This is a genomic window from Ruegeria sp., assembly GCF_965243365.1.
GTDB lineage: Bacteria > Pseudomonadota > Alphaproteobacteria > Rhodobacterales > Rhodobacteraceae > Ruegeria.
On sequence record NZ_CBDEUW010000001.1, the window covers coordinates 544,764 to 564,868 of the forward strand.

19 protein-coding genes are annotated in these 20,105 nt (G+C 57.0%); 12 read left to right on the plus strand and 7 right to left on the minus strand.

What is annotated here, in order from left to right:
• Positions 1 to 86: 86 nt before the first annotated feature.
• The 6 genes from ACP0GE_RS02470 to ACP0GE_RS02495 all read left to right on the plus strand — a co-directional run bounded on the left by ACP0GE_RS02470 (position 87) and on the right by ACP0GE_RS02495 (position 8,547).
• The gene (locus tag ACP0GE_RS02470; RefSeq protein ID WP_424830413.1) at positions 87 to 2,120 is read left to right on the plus strand and encodes an FAD-dependent oxidoreductase; all 2,034 of its coding nucleotides are present in this window, start codon (positions 87 to 89) and stop codon (positions 2,118 to 2,120) included.
• 182 nt (positions 2,121 to 2,302) lie between these two features.
• Complete coding sequence (locus ACP0GE_RS02475; protein ID WP_424830414.1) at positions 2,303 to 3,055, plus strand: sugar phosphate isomerase/epimerase family protein; 753 nt, start codon at positions 2,303 to 2,305, stop codon at positions 3,053 to 3,055.
• Entirely contained in the window at positions 3,055 to 4,101 is a 1,047-nt protein-coding gene (locus ACP0GE_RS02480) for a LacI family DNA-binding transcriptional regulator (RefSeq protein WP_424830415.1), read from the plus strand. Before ACP0GE_RS02475 ends, ACP0GE_RS02480 begins: the two co-directional genes overlap by 1 nt.
• A 22-nt stretch (positions 4,102 to 4,123) precedes the next feature.
• Positions 4,124 to 4,873 carry a basic amino acid ABC transporter substrate-binding protein gene (locus ACP0GE_RS02485; protein WP_424830416.1) on the plus strand — a complete coding sequence of 250 codons (750 nt, stop codon included), beginning with the start codon at positions 4,124 to 4,126 and terminating at the stop codon, positions 4,871 to 4,873.
• Between the two features lie 66 nt (positions 4,874 to 4,939).
• A complete protein-coding gene (locus ACP0GE_RS02490; protein WP_424830417.1) occupies positions 4,940 to 6,586 on the plus strand; it encodes an amino acid ABC transporter permease in 1,647 nt (548 codons plus the stop codon).
• Positions 6,583 to 8,547, plus strand: a complete 1,965-nt coding sequence (locus tag ACP0GE_RS02495) for a beta-galactosidase (RefSeq protein ID WP_424830418.1) — start codon at positions 6,583 to 6,585, stop codon at positions 8,545 to 8,547. Before ACP0GE_RS02490 ends, ACP0GE_RS02495 begins: the two co-directional genes overlap by 4 nt.
• A 75-nt stretch (positions 8,548 to 8,622) precedes the next feature.
• Here the strand turns inward: ACP0GE_RS02495 and ACP0GE_RS02500 are convergent, their stop codons facing one another.
• On the minus strand, positions 8,623 to 9,462 hold the full coding sequence (locus ACP0GE_RS02500; RefSeq protein WP_424830419.1) for a LysR family transcriptional regulator: 840 nt from the start codon (positions 9,460 to 9,462) through the stop codon (positions 8,623 to 8,625).
• A gap of 106 nt (positions 9,463 to 9,568) precedes the next feature.
• Between ACP0GE_RS02500 and ACP0GE_RS02505 the strand changes: the two genes are divergently transcribed.
• The 6 genes from ACP0GE_RS02505 to ACP0GE_RS02530 all read left to right on the plus strand — a co-directional run bounded on the left by ACP0GE_RS02505 (position 9,569) and on the right by ACP0GE_RS02530 (position 15,232).
• On the plus strand, positions 9,569 to 10,168 hold the full coding sequence (locus ACP0GE_RS02505) for an amino acid synthesis family protein (protein ID WP_424830420.1): 600 nt from the start codon (positions 9,569 to 9,571) through the stop codon (positions 10,166 to 10,168).
• Positions 10,140 to 10,928, plus strand: a complete 789-nt coding sequence (locus tag ACP0GE_RS02510) for an alpha/beta fold hydrolase (protein ID WP_424830421.1) — start codon at positions 10,140 to 10,142, stop codon at positions 10,926 to 10,928. Before ACP0GE_RS02505 ends, ACP0GE_RS02510 begins: the two co-directional genes overlap by 29 nt.
• Positions 10,925 to 11,842: a flavin reductase family protein gene (locus tag ACP0GE_RS02515; protein ID WP_424830422.1), complete on the plus strand. Its 918-nt coding sequence runs from the start codon at positions 10,925 to 10,927 to the stop codon at positions 11,840 to 11,842. Before ACP0GE_RS02510 ends, ACP0GE_RS02515 begins: the two co-directional genes overlap by 4 nt.
• 3 nt (positions 11,843 to 11,845) lie before the next feature.
• Entirely contained in the window at positions 11,846 to 12,880 is a 1,035-nt protein-coding gene (locus ACP0GE_RS02520; protein WP_424830423.1) for an LLM class flavin-dependent oxidoreductase, read from the plus strand.
• Positions 12,881 to 12,889: 9 nt separating this feature from the next.
• A complete protein-coding gene (locus tag ACP0GE_RS02525) occupies positions 12,890 to 14,368 on the plus strand; it encodes an aldehyde dehydrogenase (protein WP_424830424.1) in 1,479 nt (492 codons plus the stop codon).
• A gap of 171 nt (positions 14,369 to 14,539) precedes the next feature.
• Entirely contained in the window at positions 14,540 to 15,232 is a 693-nt protein-coding gene (locus ACP0GE_RS02530) for a nitroreductase family protein (RefSeq protein WP_424830425.1), read from the plus strand.
• Between the two features lie 60 nt (positions 15,233 to 15,292).
• Here the strand turns inward: ACP0GE_RS02530 and ACP0GE_RS02535 are convergent, their stop codons facing one another.
• The 6 genes from ACP0GE_RS02535 to ACP0GE_RS02560 form a co-directional block, all read right to left on the minus strand.
• Positions 15,293 to 15,700, minus strand: a complete 408-nt coding sequence (locus tag ACP0GE_RS02535) for a universal stress protein (RefSeq protein WP_424830426.1) — start codon at positions 15,698 to 15,700, stop codon at positions 15,293 to 15,295.
• Positions 15,701 to 15,792: 92 nt separating this feature from the next.
• A complete protein-coding gene (locus ACP0GE_RS02540; RefSeq protein WP_424830427.1) occupies positions 15,793 to 16,806 on the minus strand; it encodes an Ldh family oxidoreductase in 1,014 nt (337 codons plus the stop codon).
• A gap of 44 nt (positions 16,807 to 16,850) precedes the next feature.
• A complete protein-coding gene (locus ACP0GE_RS02545) occupies positions 16,851 to 18,032 on the minus strand; it encodes a UxaA family hydrolase (RefSeq protein WP_424830428.1) in 1,182 nt (393 codons plus the stop codon).
• A gap of 11 nt (positions 18,033 to 18,043) precedes the next feature.
• Complete coding sequence (locus ACP0GE_RS02550; RefSeq protein WP_424830429.1) at positions 18,044 to 18,334, minus strand: UxaA family hydrolase; 291 nt, start codon at positions 18,332 to 18,334, stop codon at positions 18,044 to 18,046.
• A 37-nt stretch (positions 18,335 to 18,371) separates the two neighbouring features.
• The gene (locus tag ACP0GE_RS02555) at positions 18,372 to 19,346 is read right to left on the minus strand and encodes a zinc-dependent alcohol dehydrogenase (RefSeq protein WP_424830430.1); all 975 of its coding nucleotides are present in this window, start codon (positions 19,344 to 19,346) and stop codon (positions 18,372 to 18,374) included.
• Positions 19,343 to 20,101: an SDR family NAD(P)-dependent oxidoreductase gene (locus ACP0GE_RS02560; protein ID WP_424830431.1), complete on the minus strand. Its 759-nt coding sequence runs from the start codon at positions 20,099 to 20,101 to the stop codon at positions 19,343 to 19,345. The genes ACP0GE_RS02555 and ACP0GE_RS02560 overlap by 4 nt, the downstream gene beginning before the upstream one ends.
• Positions 20,102 to 20,105 lie beyond the last annotated feature (4 nt).

Here is a 20,105-nt window from a genome sequence, read left to right on the forward strand (position 1 = left end):
CGTATAAGCGATCACTTTGCAAAGCTGAGATTGACCCGGCCAGACTCTGATGTGCAACGTACAAGAAGACACAGTCAGGAACTGCCATGAAAGACGATCCGCTTCTCAGGCCCTATCAGCTTAAGCATCTTGCGATCCGCAACCGTGTGCTGTCTACGGCGCATGAGCCTGCCTATACCGAGGACGGGCTGCCAAAAGAACGCTATCGCCTTTACCATTCGGAAAAGGCCAAAGGCGGTATAGGGATGACCATGATCGGTGGATCTTCGGTCGTGGCCCCTGACAGCCCACCCGCCTTTGGCAATATCACGCTCTATAAAGACGAAGTGGTCAAATGGTTATCCGAACTGGCCGATGATGTGCATGAACATGGCGCGGCGGTGATGATCCAGATCACCCATCTCGGGCGACGCAACAATTGGAACAAGACGGACTGGCTGCCGCCCATCGCGCCGTCTCATATCAAAGAAGCCACCCACCGGGCTTATCCCAAGGCGATGGAAGATTGGGATATGGACCGGGTTGTGGCCGCTTATGCCGACGCGGCCGAGCGGGTTAAGGCTGCAGGTTTGGATGGGTTGGAATTTGAATGCTACGGCCACCTGATCGATCAATTCTGGTCTCCCGCCACCAATAAGCGCCAGGATGAGTATGGCGGTTCGCTGGAAAACCGGATGCGGTTCGGCATGCGCGTTTTCGAAGCAGTGCGCGACCGGGTCGGTCCGGATTTCCTGATTGGTGCGCGGCTGAGTTGTGACGAAACCTTCGAAGGCGGCTTTGATGAGGCAGAAGGCCATCGGATTGCGATGAAGCTAACCGAAAGCGGGTTGTTTGACTTCCTGAACGTGGTGCGCGGCCACGTGGATACGCATGAAGGCGTTTCGCATATGATCCCGACCATGGGTCATAAATCGGCTCCACAGCTGGACCATGTCGCCAAGATACGTGAGGCCACCGGCATGCCAACCTTCCACGCGGCCCGGATTCAGGACGTGGCCACGGCGCGCTATGCCATCGAATCCGGCAAGCTGGATATGGTCGGGATGACACGGCCTCATATGGCCGATCCGCATATTGTCAACAAGCTGGCTGCGGGGCTTGAAGACCAGATCCGCCCCTGCGTCGGCATGGGATATTGCATCGATGCGATCTACGCTGGTCAGGCTGTCTGTATTCATAACGCCGCCACAGGACGTGAAAAGAGTATCCCGCATGTGTTGAAACCGGCCGGGCGAAAGAAAAAGGTTGTCGTTGTCGGGGCCGGTCCCGGAGGTCTTGAGGCTGCACGGGTCGCCAGTGAACGCGGGCATGAGGTTGTGGTGATGGAAGCTGCGGCTCAGGCTGGCGGGCAGGTCCTGCTGACCGCGGCCCTGCAACGCCGCAAAGAGATTCTGGGAATCGTCGATTGGCGGTTGGAGGAGTGCGAGCGGAAGGGTGTCGAGTTCCGGTACAATTGCTTTGCCGAAACCGACGATGTTACAGCTGAAAATCCCGATATCGTTATTGTTGCGACTGGCGGCATACCGTCGACCGCTTTCCTGAAGTCTGGTGAACATCTGGCAACAACATCATGGGATATCCTGTCGGGCTCAGTGCCGACGGGTAAGAACATTCTTCTTTATGATGACGGAGGTTCGCATGAGGGAATGACAACCGCCGAATTCGTGGCCTCACAGGGGGCAAACCTGCATTACGTGACGCCCGAACGCATGGTCGCTCCGGAAATAGGCGGGACAAATTATCCGGCCTATCTCAAGGCATTCAGTGATTTTGGGGTGCAAACGACGCTGAACCTCAAACTTGAAAGTATCGCGCAGTCGGGGAACCGATTGACGGCTACATTCTATGATGAATACGGTCGGACGCGGAAAACCTTCGAAACCGATCAGGTCATCGTGGAAACCGGTGCTGCACCGTTCGATGATCTGTATTTCGAATTAAAGCCTATGTCTGTAAATCTGGGCGAGACCGATCTGGACGCTTTGGTAAAGTACGGTACGCAAACCTTGTCGAAGAACCCCGATGGCGGGTTTCAACTGTTTCGTATTGGTGACGCGGTGGCCAGCAGAAATATCCACGCCGCCATACTGGATGCCAAGCGCCTGCTGATGCACGCCTAGGTTCCCGGACATGCGCTCGGTCTTATGGTCGCGGCATGCAATCCCAAGCCTGATTCGACGTCAAATTTCATCCGATTCCACCGATGAAACCGTAGTAAAGTCTCGGTTTGACAGGTCTTCTTGACAAGCAGAAACGGCTGTTTCAATCTATTTGAAACGTTTCAAATACATATGTGGCTTAAATGCGGGTGTCAGCACAACTCTATACGGTCAGGCAGGTTGGCCCCCTGGAGGATCAGCTTCGCCTCGTAAAGACGTGTGGGTTTGAGGATATTGAAACGATCGGATTTCACGACCTTCCACCTCAGGCAATGATCGATCAGATCCTGCAGTCAGGGCTGAACGTACGATCGGCGCATTTTGATTGGGAGGAGTTCGAAACACGGTTTGACGATATTCTGGGGTTTCTTGAGGGCGTGAATTGTCGCGTGGCTGTGATGCCATGGTTGGCAGCCGAGCAACGGCCGCGGGCGTTGAAAGAATGGGCCGAAATGGCGGGCCAATTGGCGGAATGGGCTAAGCGATTGGCAGAAAGGGATGTGCAGCTGGCCTATCACAACCATGATTTCGATCTGGAAGGCGATCCCGGCAACACGCCGCTGGACCAGATATTGGCACATGAAAACATCTTCTGGCAGCCTGACATTGGCTGGTTGGCCGTTTCCATGCCGGAGCCGGTTGCGCTCTTGCGCCGCTATGCGGATCGGATCGTTTCCGTTCATGCCAAGGATGCCGATCCTGATGGTGGTTTGGGGGACGAGCGATGGCGCGACCTGGGGCAGGGGGTTGTAGACTGGGAACAAACTTTGGATGTTTTGTCCGGTAGCCGCTGCACCGATCTTTTTGTGGAACATGACGAGTCGTCAGACCAGGCACTGACGCTAAAAACCGGGCGAGACGTCTTAACGACTATGCTGTCTGAGGGCGTACGGTGATGGCCCGCCCGACGATCAAGTCGATCGCCCGCGAGACCGGTTATTCGGTAGGGACAGTGTCCAACGCATTACGGGGCGAGGCCTCGGTCAACGCAAAGACGCGTGCGGAAATTCAGGCCGCGGCAGCCCGCGTCGGGTACCGTGTTAACCTGGACGGGCTGAAACTACGAACAAACAAATCTTACCGGATCGGGGTGTTGGTGAGTGTATCGACCGACGCTGCTGACGAATGGGAAGGGGTGGAATTCACCCGGATTCTGGCCGGCATATCCACAGCTTTGCAAGGGTCCCGATATGAGCTGAGTGTGTTCAACGTTGCCGATATCTCAGAGGCCATGGCAACTTTGAACAGGATCGTTCAGGACGGTTTGGCCGATGGCATCATATTCTCGGGCACATTGCACGACGACCCCCGGATCGCGTTCCTTCAGAAGTGTGACTTTCCATTTGTGACCATGGGCATGAGCGAAGGCTGCAAGCCGCACGCCTTTGTCGATATCGACAGCCAGGGTGCTGCCCACGACGCGACAGAACGTCTGGTGCAGCTTGGTCATCGGCGGATCGCTCTGGTCAATCCTCCCGCCGGTCTTGTTTACGCAAGCCAACGTCAAAACGGGTATGTCGAAGCCCTGTCTCAGGCCAATTTGCCAACCGACCCAGCGTTGATTTTTACGGGGCCGACCACTGCGAGAACGGGAAAAGACGCTTTCAATGCGCTTATGAAGCTGTCGGACCGTCCGACGGGATGCATCTGCGCAAATGAAGCGATGACATTAGGTGTTCTGTCGGCCGCTCACGAAGCGGGCATTTCGATTGGCCGCGATCTGGTGGTGATTTCGACCGACGATCTGAAACTAAGCAGATATTTTGTACCTCCCACAAGCACCTATTACGTGCCGATCGAAGAAACCAGCCGTTTGCTGGGCGAATACATGTTGAAAGCTTTGGCCGGAGCCGATCCGGCTGAAACCCAGAAAAAGATCAGGGCCACCTTAATCGAGCGGCAACCTGACACACCTGCGCCGAACCCGGCGCCCATCACCTGACCCAACAGAGGAGAAACCGGAAATGATCAAGACATTACTAACCGCCGCGGCTGTGGCCGCAATGACCGTTCCAGCGGCTTTCGCGGCCGATCTGGAAGGTCGCGTTCTGAAAATCGGAACGGATGCTACCTATCCGCCAATGGAAACCGTAGATGAAGCAACGGGCGAAATCGTGGGCTTCGACGTGGATGTGATGAACGCGATCTGCGAGAAGGTCAATTGCGTCCCGAATTTCGTAAACACCGCATGGGATGGCATCTTTGCTGCGTTGCAACAGGGTGAGTTCGATCTGGTGATTTCCGGGGTGTCGATTACGCCGGAACGCGAAGAGACCATGGATTTCTCGGAACCGTATATCGTCGTCAGCCAAGCCATCCTTTTGCAAGTGGATAATGCGGATATGACGCTGGACGATTTTAAGGCGGGCGGCCAGAAACTGGCGGCGCAAACCGGCACCACCAACGCGCAACTGGCCGAAGAGCTGGTCGGTCGCGAGAATGTCAGCCTGTACGACAACTTCTCGGCTGCGATCCTGGCGCTACAGAATGCCGATGTTCAGGGTGTTATCATCGATGGTACATCTGCCTCGGCCTATGAACAGGAATTCGCGGGTGAATTGACCGTGGGTATCACCGGGCTGCAATCTGATCCGTTGGGCATCGTCTTCCAGGAAGGTGACGGAACCGTTGACGCAATCAACGAAGGTCTGGCCGCCATTAAAGAAGATGGCACGCTGGATGCGTTGATCGGAAAATACTGGGGCACTGAATAAGCCGCCGGTTCCTCAACGGCCCGGCGCCACAACGGTGCCGGGCCGCATGTTTTGGCGAGAGGTCCCATGTCGCGTATAAAATCGATCCGGCCGAGCAATCTTGTTCTGCTCGCCGCTGCTCCGTTCATCATCTATCTCTTTGCAACATCTTCGAAATATCTACGCTCTCTGATCGCGATCCTCGGGATCGGCGAAAATGCCAAGGCGATATTCATCGGCTTCCTGATGGTGCTGGCGGTAGCCGTACTGGGGTACCTCTCGGCCCGTTATACCCGATTTCAAACGGCTGCGCCGATGTGGCTGCGCCTGTCCGCGCTGGCCGCCCCGGTCTGCGCTGTGGCGTTGGCGCTTTTGGGCTGGGCCGCGCCGCAGCTGCTGATGCCCTTTGCTGAATCCGTTTTCTTTCATGCGCTCAGCGAAAACACTTCAACCCTGATTGACCGCAGCGCGCAACCCTGGCGCCTGTTGCCCGAGGTTGTCGGGCAGGTCCAGACGTGGGTTCAAGTGTTGTTGGCGGTCTACGCGCTGTTGGTTGTTGTCATCCCGTTGACTACGCGATTGCCTGCCAAGACAGCGGGTTTTGCGGGTCTTGGGTTTGAAATTCTGACCGGCGCAGTCCTGTTCTATTTGCTTTTCATGGCGCATTGGCAATTTGCAACCGGGGTCGCAATCACCTTCCGGGCAGCCATCTTTGCCTATATCTTTGCGGCCATTCTGGGTCTGATCTGGGTTGGGTTGCAGTCCTTCAAACCCAAGGCCCGGACTACTGTTGTCTATGGCTCGATCAGCCTGGCCCTGCTTGGGATTTCGGCCTTCTTTTTCATGCAGCCACAAGTGAGTTATGTTCTGGTCGGCAGTACCGATGCGCGCATCGCCATCGTGCGGGGCACTCCGCAGGCGCAAGCCGATATCATCCGATTTGGCGAGTTCGATGGCGGTGGAGAGCAGCAGTACCGCATCCGCAGCGCAACAGATCCTGCGAGTGCTTTGGAACAGATTGAAACCGTTGACAGCGTGTCGGGGGCCTTTGTGCCTGTCGAGGCTCATACGCAGGGGTATCCGGTTTTATGGCAAACCAGTTTCCTGCCCGACACGTACCGCACTCCGGCACTGACCTTTGCGGTATTTGGCTTCCTGCTGCTGACGCTGACCGTAGGCGGGGCGCAGCACAACCTGCACCCGCTTGCTGTCGGGGCCGAATTCTTTGTCGACACGATCCGGGGCATCCCGATGCTGGTCATCATCCTCTATATAGGCCTGCCCTTGGCAGGTGCAGTCAAGGACGCGACCGGTGGGGGTATCGACATGACCAACATGACCCGAGGCATCATCGCCATTTCGGTCGGGTATTCTGCCTATATGGCCGAGATTTTCAGATCCGGTATCGAAGCCATTCCGCGTGGTCAGATCGAGGCTGGCGGGTCCCTCGGCCTGTCGCGCTGGCAGACCGCGCGGCTGATCATTCTGCCGCAGGCTCTGCGTATCGTTACACCCCCGCTGGGCAATGAGTTTATTGCGATGATCAAGGATACCTCGCTGCTGTCGATCCTTTCGGTCCGCGACATGACCCAACGTATGCGAGAGTTTCAGGCCGCCAGTTTCCTGCCGTTCGCGCCTTTCAACACGGCGGCGATCCTGTATGTGGTGATCACTTTGGGATGCGCCAGTTTCCTTAAATGGATCGAACGTCGCACTGCAAGGGAAGACAGATGAATAAACTTGAGTTGGGCGTCTGCTACTACCCCGAGCAGTGGGACAGATCGCTGTGGCGCGAGGATGCGCAGCGGATGGTCGATATGGGGATCGACTGGGTTCGGATTGCCGAATTCACCTGGGGGCTGATCGAACCCAGGCGGGGGGAATTCGACTGGGGATGGTTGGATGAGGTGATCGACATCCTTGGTCAGGCCGGGCTGCGCATCATGATGTCCACACCCACGGCGGCCCCTCCAAAGTGGTTGGTAGATGAATACCCGGAAATGCTGCCTGTCGATCCAAACGGTCGGGTTCGTGGTTACGGCTCGCGTCGGCATTATTGCTTTTCCAGTGACGCGTATCTCGCCGAAGCCAAACGGATCGCAACGGAGTATGCCCGCCGCTATGGCCAGAACCCCTATGTTCAGGCCTGGCAGATCGACAACGAATACAACGATCATGATACGGTGCTCAGTTATTCGGCTGCGGCCCGCGACGGGTTTCGTCGCTGGCTGGCGGAGCGCTATGGCTCGATCGAGGCACTGAACGATACCTGGGGTGCTGCGTTCTGGAGTCTGGCCTATACAAGCTTTGACCAGATCGAGTTGCCGAATGGCACGGTTGCGATGCCGAACCCAACCCATGCGTTGGATTTCGCCCGCTATTCGTCGGATCGGGTGAGACTATTCAACAAGGCGCAGGCGGATATTCTTCGCGCGTTTTCGCCGGGCCGGGACATCACCCATAACTTTATGGCAGGCAGTTTTGAGTTTGACCATCATGCGGTCGCCAAGGATTTGGATATCGTCGGCTTCGACAGCTACCCGTTGGGCAATCTGCTGGGTTCGACCCTGTCGGACAAGGAAAAGCATCATTACTTGCGGACCGGCGCGCCTGATTATCAGGGGTTCCATTGCGATCTTTATCGCAGCCAGGGCCGGGGGCGCATGTGGATACTGGAACAACAGCCCGGACCGGTGGATTGGGCCGAAAAAAACCCTTCGCCCGCTGACGGCATGGTCAGGCTGTGGACCTGGGCGGCCTATGCGCATGGCGCGCAGGCCGTAATGTTCTTCCGCTGGCGTCAGGCCAAATATGCGCAAGAGCAGTTTCACACGGCCCTGCTGCGCTCGGACGGAAGCCTTGATCAGGCGGCGTTGGAACTGGCACAGGTGGTCAAAGAGCGGGCCGCGCTGCCGGGTGCCCTAAGAAGCCGGGCGCAGGTGGCCATTGTTTTGGATTACGAGTCACTGTGGGCCGCAGATATCCTGCCCCATGACAGCGAGTTCCCGAATGCGCAGATCGTACGGGAATGGTATGCCGGGCTAAGATCCTTGGGCGTTGATTTGGACTTTGTTGGGCCTGACGGAGATTTTTCCGGATACGCATTGGTTGTTCTTCCCCAGAACATGATCGTGACCTCGGAACTGGCTGCAAAATTGCGCAACTGCCAAGCCAAGCTTTTGATTGGCGCGCGTTCGGGCAGTAAGACAGCCACAATGCACACGCCGCAAAACCTGGCACCTGGTGAACTGGCCGACCTGACGGGCGTCCGGGTTTTGCGCGTTGAATCTCTGCCCGAACTGGCCAATGAGTCGGTGATCATGGGCGACGGGGCGCGATACAGCTTCTCGGGCTGGCGTGAGGTTGTCCAAGCCGACGGAACGACCCTGGCCCGGTTTGACAGTGCCTATCGCGATGGGAGCCCAGCAGTCGTCCGATCAGAAAAGGCAACTTATCTGGCCATGGTTCCGCGCGGCTCTTTACTACACGCCATTCTGACAGAGACCCTGGAATGGGCGGGCATGGAGGTGACAGATCTGGATCCCGATCTCCGCATCACTCAGCGCGGAGAGCTTCGCTTCGCCTTCAACTTTGGAAGCACAGACAAAGCCCTTCCCGATACGCAAGCGTATGAGTTCCTGGTGGGTGGTGCAGTTATACCCCCCTATGGGGTCGCGATTTGGCGGCCAGGGTGAACCGGATCGCGCAATTCCAAATTGGTTGCTGACCCGGTGTTGGCTTTGGCGGGGGTTTGGCCGCGCTCATTCACATTAAATAAGTTGCGTTTGCAGCCATGCGCAGAACTCTGCGGCTGGTTCGTCTGCGTCGTTGAAGGATAGAAAATAACCTTCATTGCTTTCAATGGAGGATTGGTGCGCGCGTTCGATCAGGCCGGATGCGAGCGCGTTGCGTATCAGCAATTCGCTGACAAGCGCGACCCCGCAGCCATGTGTGGCCAGGTGAAGGGCCATGCCAAATGTGTCCGCGTAGACAACCGGCTGTTGTTGCGAGCTCGGCCCATGTTGCCATGCCGCCCAACCGCCTGACGTTCCCACCGCTTCTATGAGCGGCAGTTCATCGAGGTTCCCAATCAGTTTTGGGGATTTCACTGCAACAAGCCTATCAGGGCGAAGTCGCACTGAATTCTCACCAACTTGCCTTTCGGACCCGAACCTGATCTGAACATCGGCCTGTGACGCGTGAAAGTCGTCCGGCCAGACCGCGCTTAACAACCTGACGCGAATGTCGGGGTGGCGCCTTGTGAATTCCGGTAGATTTGGGGCAATGACCCATTGGGCGATACTGACAGACGTCGCGACGGTCAAAATGTCTTCGGAAACACGCGCGTCAATACGGCCAGCGGCGGCTGACAACGTTTCGAGCGCGTTGCCGACTTCGGGCAACAGCTTTCGCCCGGCATCGGTCAGAGAGAGGCTTCGTGGGTGCCGTACAAACAACGTAGCTCCCAAGCGCATTTCCAGTGATTTTACTTGTTGGCTGACTGCCGATTGCGTCAAGCCGATTTCTTCCGCTGCCGCAGTGAAACTCAGCGTCCTTGCCGCTGCCTCAAAAGATCGGAACCATGTCAGAGGTGGAAGTGATTTTCCCATTGGTCAAGTAAGCCATTAGCTTTATTAATGGCAAAGCACATAATTCAATCATTTGTCAAATTCCACACCCCTTTTTAACGTCCTTGGGCGCGACAGGAGGGGCTGGATGAAACCGGACATACGCAAATTCGTCACCTATGATGAGGAAGTTCTGATCGAAGGGTTTCGGCAGGCCAGCCAACCGTGGCGCATGTTCGCGGTGGCCGCCGTGGTCAGGAACCCCTGGGCGGGTCGCTATGTCGAGGACCTTAAACCTGAAATCCAAGCCTATGGGCCCATTTTAGGCGAGGCGATGACGGAACGCATGCTTGACCTGGCCGGAATTGGCGACGCGATTGAAGCCTACGGTAAAGCTGCGGTCGTGGGATTGAATGGTGAAGTAGAGCATGCCTCGGGCCTGATACACACCCTGAGGTTCGGCAACCACTATCGGCAGGCGGTCGGGGCCAAATCCTATCTCGCTTTCACCAACACCCGAGGCCCGGCAAATGCGCCGATCATGGTTCCGTTGATGGACAAAAACGATGCCGGTCGGCGTTCGCATTACCTGACAATTCAATTCTCGATTGCTGACGCACCGCGCGATGATGAAGTGGTTGTGGTGCTTGGGGCGGCGACTTCGGGTCGGCCGCATCACCGTATTGGTGACCGCTATCAGGATCTTAAGGATTTGGGTCATGACGTGGATAACCCGGCAGCGGTTTGAAATCGGTGGACTGATGGCCATACAGGCCGGTTCGGGCCCAAGCGTGTTGCTGTTGCACGGCGTAGGCTTGCGCGCAGAAGCCTGGGGGGCCCAGTTGGATGGGCTTTCGCATCAGGCGCATTTGACTGCGCCCGACTTGCCCGGACACGGCGATAGTCCGCCGCTGTGCGCGAATGCGGGACTGTCGGGATATTCTGACGCCGCCATGGCTGTCCTGGCCCGGCTAAGGGCCCCGACCGTGGTTGTGGGGCATTCCATGGGGGCAATGATTGCGCTTGATTTGGCCGTCACGGCGCCGGAAAGGGTTTGCGGTGTCGTGGCCATGAATGCCGTTTTCGAACGCAGCGCCGAAGCCGCACGTGCTGTCCAAGCCCGCGCGGCTGAACTGAATGGATCAACACCAGCTGACCCGAGCACAACGCTGCGCCGATGGTTTGGCGATGCAACCTCAGCCGAACGCGATGCCTGCCGCGCGTGGTTGCTGGCAATGAACCCAATCGCCTACAAAATGGCGTACACAGCCTTTGCGCAAAGCCAAAAACCGGACCGCGCTGATTTGGCAAACCTTGGATGCCCCGCGCTTTTCATCACTGGCAGTCTTGAGCCGAACTCGACCCCGGCGATGACTCGCGCGATGGCCAACCTTGCCCCAAAGGGCCGCGCGCAAATCGTAGAAGGGGCGGCCCACATGATGCCCATGACACATGCCCATGATGTCACCGCTGCCCTGTCACAGTTTCTGGATGAGGTGCCGGGATGACAAACCTTGACCCATTTGATCTACGCCACGCCTTTGGTCGTTTCATGACCGGCGTCACGGTTGTGACAACCCGCGACACGTCCGGTTCACTTGCGGGGTTTACCGCCAATTCCTTTACGTCCGTCTCACTTGAACCGCCGCTTTTGCTGGTCTGCCCGGGCAAGAAACTGTCGTCTTATCAGACTTTTGTTTCCTGCAAGCACTTTGCGGTCAATATCCTGGCAGAGGGGCAGGAGCATGTCTCGAACACATTCGCCGGTTACAAGGGCGACAGGTTTGCCAAGGTTGACCACAGCCTAAATGCGCGGGGCATTCCGGTAATTGACAATTCGGTCGCACATTTCTCTTGCCGGACCCATGAGGTCGTCGAGGCCGGAGATCATTGCCTGCTGATCGGTCAGGTCGAGGCGTTTTCGCATGACGACAAACCTGGTCTTGGTTACGCATGCGGAAAGTACTTCAGCCTTGGCCTGGAACGCGGCGCGCTGGAACAATCTGGGCGACAGGTGACCTGCGGTGTGATCATCGAAAAAGACGGGAAGGTATTGCTGGAAAAAACGGATAAGGGCTACCGCCCGCCGCAAATGACAATGTCTGACCGGCATCAATTGCGAGAAAGTCTTCAAAGCAACCTGGCTACCCGAGGGATCAAGGCAAATCTTGGCGTCGCTTATTCCGTCTATGACGATGCCACGACCCATCATGTTTACATTCTGGCGACTGCGCCGGAATGGCCCATTCATAACTCTCTGATAGCGGTGAGTATTCCTGATCTGGCGTCATTGGCCTACGCCACACCCGCAATTGCCACCATGATGTCACGCTACGCGTTGGAAAGCCGTACGCAGAATTTCTCGTTGTATTTGGGCGATACGCAGCAAGGTGACGTGCACACTCTTTCAGAAAGGACCTGAGAGATGGAGTTTTCACTGTTTGCTCATATGGAGCGGCTGGAACCCGGTGAGCCCCAGGACAAATTGTATGAAGAGTTTATCGAGCTTTGCAAAATGGCCGATGACGGAGGAATGCGTGCAGTTTGGACGGGTGAGCATCACGGCATGAACTTCACAATCACGCCGAACCCGCTCATGTCTTTGGTCGATATTGCCCATCACACCAAAAATGTACGACTTGGTACCGGTACAGTCGTTGCGCCGTTCTGGCATCCGATCAAGCTGGCGGGCGAGGCCGCCGCGGCTGACCTGATGACCGGCGGACGGATTGAGCTGGGCGTCGCGCGCGGGGCTTATTCCTATGAATACGAACGGCTTATGCCCGGTCTTGACGCATGGGAGGCTGGTCAGCGCATGCGGGAAATCGCACCGCTTTTGCCAAGGCTGTGGACAGGCGATTGCGCCCATGACGGTGAGTTCTTTCAGTTTCCCGCCACGACTTCGACGCCCAAACCTGTTCAACCTGGTGGGCCGCCCATCTGGATCGCCGCCCGGGACCCCAACAGTCATGAATTCGGGGTGCAAAATGGTTTCAATATTCAGGTCACGCCGCTTTGGCAAGGTATGGAAGAGATCGAAGCATTGATTGGACGCTTCAACGACGCCTGTGCGGTACATGATGGGCCGCGTCCGAAAATCATGTTGCTGCATCACACCTATGTCGGCAGTGGTGACGCTGATTTAGAGCAGGCCGCGCAAGAGCTCTCTAGGTTCTACAATTATTTCGGGGCGTGGTTTCAGAACAAACGGCCAGTCACCCAAGGGCTGATTGAGGCACTTTCGGATGAAGAGATTGCCGCCAACGCGATGATGGCGCCCGAAAATCTGGCCCGCGATCTGACCATTGGTACCGCAGCAGGCGTGACGGATCGTCTGAAAAAGTATGAAGATCTCGGGTATGATGAATTCTCGTTCTGGATCGACAGCGGAATGAGTTTCGAGCGCAAGCGCGCGTCACTGGCCCGCTTCATCGATGATGTGATGCCAAAGTTTCAATAGGGACCTATGATGCCAAAGAAACCCCATTATCAGCTGTATATCGATGGCGTGTGGACCGAAGGAGCGCAAGGGCAGGTGATGGCCACTCAAAATCCAGCAACGGGTGAGGATTGGGCCAGTTTTGCCTGCACGGCACCCGCAGATGTCGACCGTGCCATCGCTGCCGCGCGCCGATCACTTGACGACCCCGACTGGCGTGACCTGACCCAGACCGCGCGTGGCAAACTATTGTTCCGTCTGGCAGAATTGATCGAACGAAATGCGAAACAACTGGGCGAGATCGAGACAACCGACAGCGGGAAACTATTGGCTGAAACCGCAAGCCAAACGGCTTATGTCAGTGATTACTACCGCTACTATGCCGGGCTTGCAGACAAAATCGAGGGGGCGGTACTGCCGATCGACAAGCCGGACATGCACGTCTTTACAAGGCGCGAACCCATCGGGGTGGTGGTTGCGATCGTGCCCTGGAACGCGCAGATGTTTTTGACCGCGACCAAACTTGGCCCGGCACTGGCGGCTGGCTGTTCGGTTGTATTGAAGGCATCAGAAATTGCACCGGCCCCAATGCTGGAGTTTTCCCGGCTGGTTCATGAGGCTGGGTTCCCACCCGGCGTTGTCTCCGTGATAACAGGTGATCCCGACAACTGCGCTATCCCCCTTACGCGACACCCGGATGTGGACCGGATCGCTTTTACCGGCGGGCCGGAAACGGCGCGTCACGTGGTGCGCAACTCGGCAGAGAATTTTGCCGTAACCACGTTGGAGTTGGGTGGAAAGTCTCCGATTCTGGTGTTTGACGATGCCAATCTTGATGGTGCTGCAAATGGGTTGATTGCAGGAAATTTCGGAGCTTCCGGTCAAAGCTGCGTGGCCGGATCACGCGGTTTGGTTCATCGCCCGATATTGGAAGCGCTGGCCACAAGTATCGAAGAAAAAATGAAAGGCGTCATTATTGGCGATCCGCTGGACGGGGCAACACATATCGGCCCTCTGTGCACGCAGGCGCAGATCGCCAACATTCAAACAACGCTGGCCGCGGCCACGAAACAGGGTGCCCGCGTCCGTTTTGGGGGTACTCCGCTGGATGGACCTGGGAACTACATGGCCCCGACGCTGGTGGAATGTAACACCCCCGAGACAGAGACCCTCAAGGTCGAGATGTTTGGACCGGTCATGTCCCTGCTGCCCTTCGATACTGAGGAAGAAGCCATCGCCTTGGCCAATGATACCGCATACGGCTTGGGTTCGGGCGTTTTCACCGAGAATGTTGCCCGGGCCCATCGCGTGTCATCGCGTCTTCGCGCCGGTATTTGCTGGATCAACACATACCGCGCCGTATCACCTATCGCACCTTTTGGCGGCTACAATCAGTCCGGATATGGCAGGGAAGCCGGGATCGAAGCCATTCACGATTATACACGCACCAAATCTGTCTGGCTGAATACGTCAGATCGACCCATGGCGAACCCGTTTGTTATGCGTTGAGGTGGGCGTGCGGAAATAACGGCCGCAGGATTTGGAGCCCCAGCTATCCCCGCAGTTGACACTGTAACCGGGATCGCAGACATCTTTTTGCACCCGAGCTAATCGGACGATGTGTATCCTGAACCAATAATCGCGTTCGAACGGATGGCTCACCAAGAAAAGGCCCAGCGAATGTTTGCGCGCGACGAAATCAAATACGAGCCCATCGATCTTCCCGACCGTCTGGATTATTCAGAGTCACAAAGCCTTGAAGAAGCCCGCGCATTTCATGCGATGATGAAGCGGCGGCACACTGTCAGGGATTATTCGGACAAGCCAGTCTCACGCGAAGTGATCGAAGAGTGCATTCGCACGGCAGGTACTGCGCCTTCCGGGGCCAACCATCAACCGTGGCACTTCGTTGCCATCTCGAATCCGGCCCTCAAAAAGAAGATACGCGAAGCCGCTGAAGAGGAAGAGCGGCAATTCTACGATGGCGGCGCAGGTGACGAATGGCTGAAAGCGCTGGAGCCCATTGGCACCAACGACAACAAGCCACATCTGGAAGACGCTTCGTGGTTAATTGTCGTCTTCGCGCAGCGCTGGGGCTATTTCGAGGATGGGACACGGTTCAAGAATTACTACGTGCCGGAAAGTACGGGCATTGCCTGCGGTTTCCTGTTGGCGGCGCTTCACCATGCCGGTTTGGTGACTCTGACGCATACGCCGAACCCAATGAAGTTCCTCAACAAGATGTTTGACCGACCCGACAGTGAAAAACCGATCATGATCGTCGCTGTCGGGCATGCGGCCAGGGATGCAAAAGTACCGGCCGTGGCAAAGATCAAGAAGCCGCTTGAAGAAATCCTGACAGTTGCCGACTGATCAGTAACGACCTTTCCGCTTTGGAAATATTAATCAGTTAGTGGGCCTATGCCGTTCAAATCAACGCAAAATGTAAACGGAACATGGCGCGCGTCGTGCGACCCGAGCGGCGGTGGACCCAAGCGAATATCCTTGTGCACCGGGGCTGTGCGATCCGACGATTATTAGGTCCACGTCATTTTGTTTGGCAAACTCCGCCACCTGAACGCCCGGTTTTCCCGAGATGACGCGCGTTTCAATATCTTCCGCATCGCCTGCGGCTGCAGCAAGCGCAGAATTGACCTTCTGTGTCAGGTTGTTGGACTCTTTGATCGTGACGAACTCGTTCACAAACCCCGGAATACTCTCAAGCACCGTGATCAGTGTAACCTTGCCGCCGTCTTCCAAAAGCCTGCGCGCGGTTTCGACTTTACGTGGCACAAGGTCTTCGTGGTCCAGTGCGACGGGTATCAGGATATGCTTATGCACCTTTCTTTCCTTTCTGGGTCATTGACAGGTGGGCCCGCGTGTTGTTCTGGTCAGGAATTTTTCGCGGGGCTGGGCAGTGGGCTATGCGTATGTCAGGCATGGTGGCCCGCCAATTCTCGCGCGTAGTCTATGTAATGCCGGGGTACGCTCAGCCCCTTTTCGCGCGCCATGAAAATTGAAGCTACCCTGCGATCACCCGGTAGACGGGCACCTTCCAGATCGTTGATGAAGGTCAATATCAGCTCAAGGCGGGCTATAAATGCCTCGATGTCAGGGGGTGCCAGCACCAGCAGGAACTGCCCGGATCCCGAGGGCGGGCCCTCTGCCGTGAAAAACGACGAAACCGATCTGCTTGGATTGGCATTCGGAAGGACAGCGGCAAGGATTTCGACCATCAATGCCAGCGCTGTTCCTTTCGCCCCGCCCATCGGCAGCATGGAACCGGCCAATGCTGCCTCGGGATCGGTCGTGGGTTTGCCGTCTGCGTCCACGGCCCAGCCCTCGGGGATCGCTTCTCCGACTTTGTTGGCATGCATGATTTTGCCGCGCGCGACCTTGGAAAGCGATAAATCGATCACCAGAGGGTCGTTGTTCAGCCTGGGCGCGGCGAAGGCGATCGGGTTGGTGCCAAACACCGGTGTACTTGCACCCCAAGGGGCTATTGCGGCAGGGGTGTTGGCAACCATCAGGCCAATCAGCCCTTCCCGCGCGATCTTGGCCACCTGTATCGAAAGCGCCCCGCAATGATGGGAACGGGTTACCGCAACCGAGGCACAGCCATGGCGTCTGGCTGCCGTTATGCCCACATCGATGGCAATATCCAGAGCCGGGTAGGCAAACCCGTTCCGAGCATCGATTGTCAGCGCCGCATCGTTTTGGGCCGAACAAAGGGGGCGGGCCATTCCATTCACTTTGCCTGATCGCACCTGGGCGGCATAATCCGCAAGGCGAGAAAACCCGTGCCCGATTTGACCTTCGGCCTCTGCTGCAACCAGGGCAGCAGCGACGGAACGTGCATTCTGGGAATGGGTGCCAACAGCGCACAGCGCTGCCATCACCAATTCTTCGGCCTCGGTAAGTGACAGGGTTACTGTCGATGTAACCATCTGCAATTCGGTCAGGCGACCAACAGGCCGCCTGCCCCCTTTCCTCATGCGCTGCGGTAGAGTTTTGTCATCGAAAACTCCCTATGTCCCAAGGCTTCGGCGGCTGTGCTGCGCCCATTGGCGGTGCGGCAGATCATGTCGATCAGCGCGTCTCCGGCCTCGTTAATGGTCATTTCACGGCGCAGGATGCCTGAAACATCCACATCGACATGTTCGCTCATGGTGCGTACTGTGCGTGGGTTTGCCGTGATCTTGATAACCGGGACGATCGGGTTTCCAACGACGTTACCTTGCCCTGTAGGGAAGGTGTGGATCACTGCCCCGCCTGCCGCCATGAGCGTAACGCATTCTGCCGCTGCCGATGACGAGTCCATGAAATAAAGCCCATTGCCCGCGCGCGGTGCCTCGGCAGGTTCGAGGATGTCGATATATTGCGATGTGCGCCCGATTTTTTCGAGATTGCCCAGTGCTTTCTCTTCGATGGTCGTCAATCCGCCTTCGATGTTGCCCTTGGTCGGCTGACTGTCGGACAGGTCATCTGTCTGATGGGCAAAGATCACGTCATCCTGATAGGCCTTCCACATTTTGTACCAGCGTTCACCCACTTCTTCGTTTGCCGCCCGTTTCTGGCAGATATGTTCGGCGCCGGTAATTTCGGACGTTTCACCAAAAAAGCCGTAAATACCTTCGGGAAGCAGTTTGTCGTACATGTTGCCCACAGTCGGGCAAGAACCCAAGCCAGTTGTGGTGTCGCTTTCGCCGCATTTGGTCGAAACCCATAGCTCGGAAATCGAGCATTCTTCGCGCTGATATTCGGACGTTTGATGCACGAATTCCTTCGCCGCCCAGCTGGCCGCGCGAATCGTTTCGAAGTCACCATTTTGCTCGATCGAGAATTCAGCCACCGGCTTGCCGGTTTCGCGAATTCCATCGGCGATGCGCTTGGTCCAACCGGGCTCGATCCCGATGACAACGACGGCAGCGACATTGGGGTTCGATCCTGTACCGATCATTGTGCGGAAATGCAGTTCAAGATCTTCCCCAAATTGCAGACGGCCATAAGCGTGGGGCAGGGCCATCGTGCCTTTGACATTGTTGGCGACGGCTTCGCATGCTGCGTTCGAAATGTCGTCGACTGGCAGAATGATCACATGATTGCGAACACCCACCCGGCCGTTTTCGCGACGGTAACCCATTACCGTCATGTTTGAATATTTTGATGCCATGGGTCGGTTCCTTACCAGCGCTTGGTTTTGCAGTTATGAGTGTGGACATGCCCGCCCTTGGGGATGTCGGCGATGATTTTGCCGATATCTTCGCCGTATTTGATGGCCGTATCGCCGGTCGAGAAATCCTTTAGCGCGATCTTGTGACCGATCGGTACGTCAGCCCCGGCGGTTAACCGGAACGTCGAATTGTCATGCGTCACGCAGCACAGCATATCGGTGCCGGCAACAAGCCCCTCGACAACCACGACGCCAACATTGTCGGCGTGCTCGTGAACAAGAAGGTGGGGGATTTCGGACATAGTTATTGTCTCCTCATGGGGCGCACCGCTTGGGGTGCTATGGTTTCAGAATGATTTTGGGGGCGGCGACGCGACCTGATCGGATGTCGGAGAACGCTGAGCCACCGTCGGACAGCGTGCGGCTCTCGAACCAGTCCAGCGGACCCAGTCGGCCATCGAACAGCGCTTGCGCCGCGTCGCGGAAATCCTGCGCGGTGTAGGTATAGGTGCCGATGAACGAGATTTCCTGCAGCGTCAGGCGGCGGATATCCAGACCGCCCGTATCCTCGCCAAGGCCAATATGAATAATCACTCCGCCCGGCGCAGCCAGACTGGAGGCCGCCTTGCGCGTTGCAGCATAGCCCACGGCATCGATGACAAGCGGGACCTGTGCGTTCCACGTATCGGCGACGGTCAGGTCACAAGTGTCGCTCAGGAATGCGCGTCGAGTGGCATTTGGTTCGACAATGGTGATCTCTGGTATCCCCATTGCTTTCAGCGACAGCGCAGCGGCAAGGCCAATCGCGCCACCGCCGATCACCAGAGCCTTTTGGTCCATGCTGGGATGCAATGCGTCCAGGCCCAGTTTCGCTGCGTGCCAACTTACCGCAAGCGGTTCTGCCAACGCGGCCTTTTCAAGGCTCACACCATCAGGCACGGATACGAGGTTGGTTTCAGGTATAGAAACGAACTGTGCAAACGCGCCCTCTCTGGGTGGCATCGAGATGATTTGACGATTTGGGCACAGATTTTCGCGCCCCGCTTTGCAAGCCTGGCAGGTGCCGCAGGTAACCAGTGGATTGATGGTCACACGATCGCCGTCGCGTGCCCCCCCTACAATGACGCCCGCTGCTTCGTGCCCAAGGATCAAAGGGGCAGGCCGCCGGTCATCGTGACCGAGATACGCATGCATGTCCGAGCCACAGATCCCGACGGCTTCGACCCGGATCAAATGCTCTCCGGCAGCCGGAACCGGATCGGGGACATCGCGAAAGCCAAGGGTTTCCGGGGCATCATACACAAGCGCTTTCATTTTGCGGTGAACCCCCCATCGACCATCAGAATCTGCCCCGTCACATATCGGGATGCGTCCGAGCATAAGAACAGCAGTGGGCCGTCCAGATCTTCGGGCCTACCGTTTCTGCCCACGCAGGTTTGCGCCGCATTACGGGCTGCGCGTTCCGGGTCGTCAAAAACCGCTGCCGTTAATTCGGTCGGGAAAAACCCGGGCCCTATGGCGTTGACGTTGACGCCTTTGCCCGACCACGCCTCGGCCATGGCGCGTGTCAACTGGGCGACACCGCCTTTGCTGGCGCCATAGGCGACACCGCCGGGAAAGGCACGGAAGGATTGGAGCGAAGCAAAGTTCACGATCCGGCCCCATGCTTTGGCTTGCATTGCTGGCGCGAACTGCTGGCTCAGGAAAAACGGCGCCGAAAGATTGATGGCAAGGGTTGCATCCCACCCTTGACTGGTGACCTCACCCGCCATTTCACGTGGGTTCAGGCCAGCTGCATGAACCAGAATGTCAGGCGGCCCGAATGGCTGCGCAATTTGCTCCACACACTGTGCAAGGCTGTCCCTGTTCGCGATATCGGCCTCGACCACAGCGCAGTTTTGACCGATTTCCTCGCGCAAGTCGCGTAACGCCTCACCTCGACGCGCCACTCCGACCACAGACGCGCCTGCCCGCGCCAAAACGGTGGCGGCGCGGCGACCAAGGCCCGAACTGGCGCCCGTCACGCAGGCGACCCGGCCAGAAACACTGAACAGATCCTGAGCGGCCATTGCG

Coding starts and splice junctions, on each gene's coding strand:
- ACP0GE_RS02510 (WP_424830421.1), top strand. CDS start 10,140: ATGACGTGGATAACCCGGCAGCGGTTTGAAATCGGTGGACTGATGGCC.
- ACP0GE_RS02555 (WP_424830430.1), bottom strand. CDS start 19,346: ATGAAAGCGCTTGTGTATGATGCCCCGGAAACCCTTGGCTTTCGCGAT.
- ACP0GE_RS02495 (WP_424830418.1), top strand. CDS start 6,583: ATGAATAAACTTGAGTTGGGCGTCTGCTACTACCCCGAGCAGTGGGAC.
- ACP0GE_RS02515 (WP_424830422.1), top strand. CDS start 10,925: ATGACAAACCTTGACCCATTTGATCTACGCCACGCCTTTGGTCGTTTC.
- ACP0GE_RS02550 (WP_424830429.1), bottom strand. CDS start 18,334: ATGTCCGAAATCCCCCACCTTCTTGTTCACGAGCACGCCGACAATGTT.
- ACP0GE_RS02545 (WP_424830428.1), bottom strand. CDS start 18,032: ATGGCATCAAAATATTCAAACATGACGGTAATGGGTTACCGTCGCGAA.
- ACP0GE_RS02560 (WP_424830431.1), bottom strand. CDS start 20,101: ATGGCCGCTCAGGATCTGTTCAGTGTTTCTGGCCGGGTCGCCTGCGTG.
- ACP0GE_RS02530 (WP_424830425.1), top strand. CDS start 14,540: ATGTTTGCGCGCGACGAAATCAAATACGAGCCCATCGATCTTCCCGAC.
- ACP0GE_RS02500 (WP_424830419.1), bottom strand. CDS start 9,462: ATGGGAAAATCACTTCCACCTCTGACATGGTTCCGATCTTTTGAGGCA.
- ACP0GE_RS02490 (WP_424830417.1), top strand. CDS start 4,940: ATGTCGCGTATAAAATCGATCCGGCCGAGCAATCTTGTTCTGCTCGCC.
- ACP0GE_RS02520 (WP_424830423.1), top strand. CDS start 11,846: ATGGAGTTTTCACTGTTTGCTCATATGGAGCGGCTGGAACCCGGTGAG.
- ACP0GE_RS02540 (WP_424830427.1), bottom strand. CDS start 16,806: ATGGTTACATCGACAGTAACCCTGTCACTTACCGAGGCCGAAGAATTG.
- ACP0GE_RS02485 (WP_424830416.1), top strand. CDS start 4,124: ATGATCAAGACATTACTAACCGCCGCGGCTGTGGCCGCAATGACCGTT.
- ACP0GE_RS02470 (WP_424830413.1), top strand. CDS start 87: ATGAAAGACGATCCGCTTCTCAGGCCCTATCAGCTTAAGCATCTTGCG.
- ACP0GE_RS02475 (WP_424830414.1), top strand. CDS start 2,303: ATGCGGGTGTCAGCACAACTCTATACGGTCAGGCAGGTTGGCCCCCTG.
- ACP0GE_RS02480 (WP_424830415.1), top strand. CDS start 3,055: ATGGCCCGCCCGACGATCAAGTCGATCGCCCGCGAGACCGGTTATTCG.
- ACP0GE_RS02505 (WP_424830420.1), top strand. CDS start 9,569: ATGAAACCGGACATACGCAAATTCGTCACCTATGATGAGGAAGTTCTG.
- ACP0GE_RS02525 (WP_424830424.1), top strand. CDS start 12,890: ATGCCAAAGAAACCCCATTATCAGCTGTATATCGATGGCGTGTGGACC.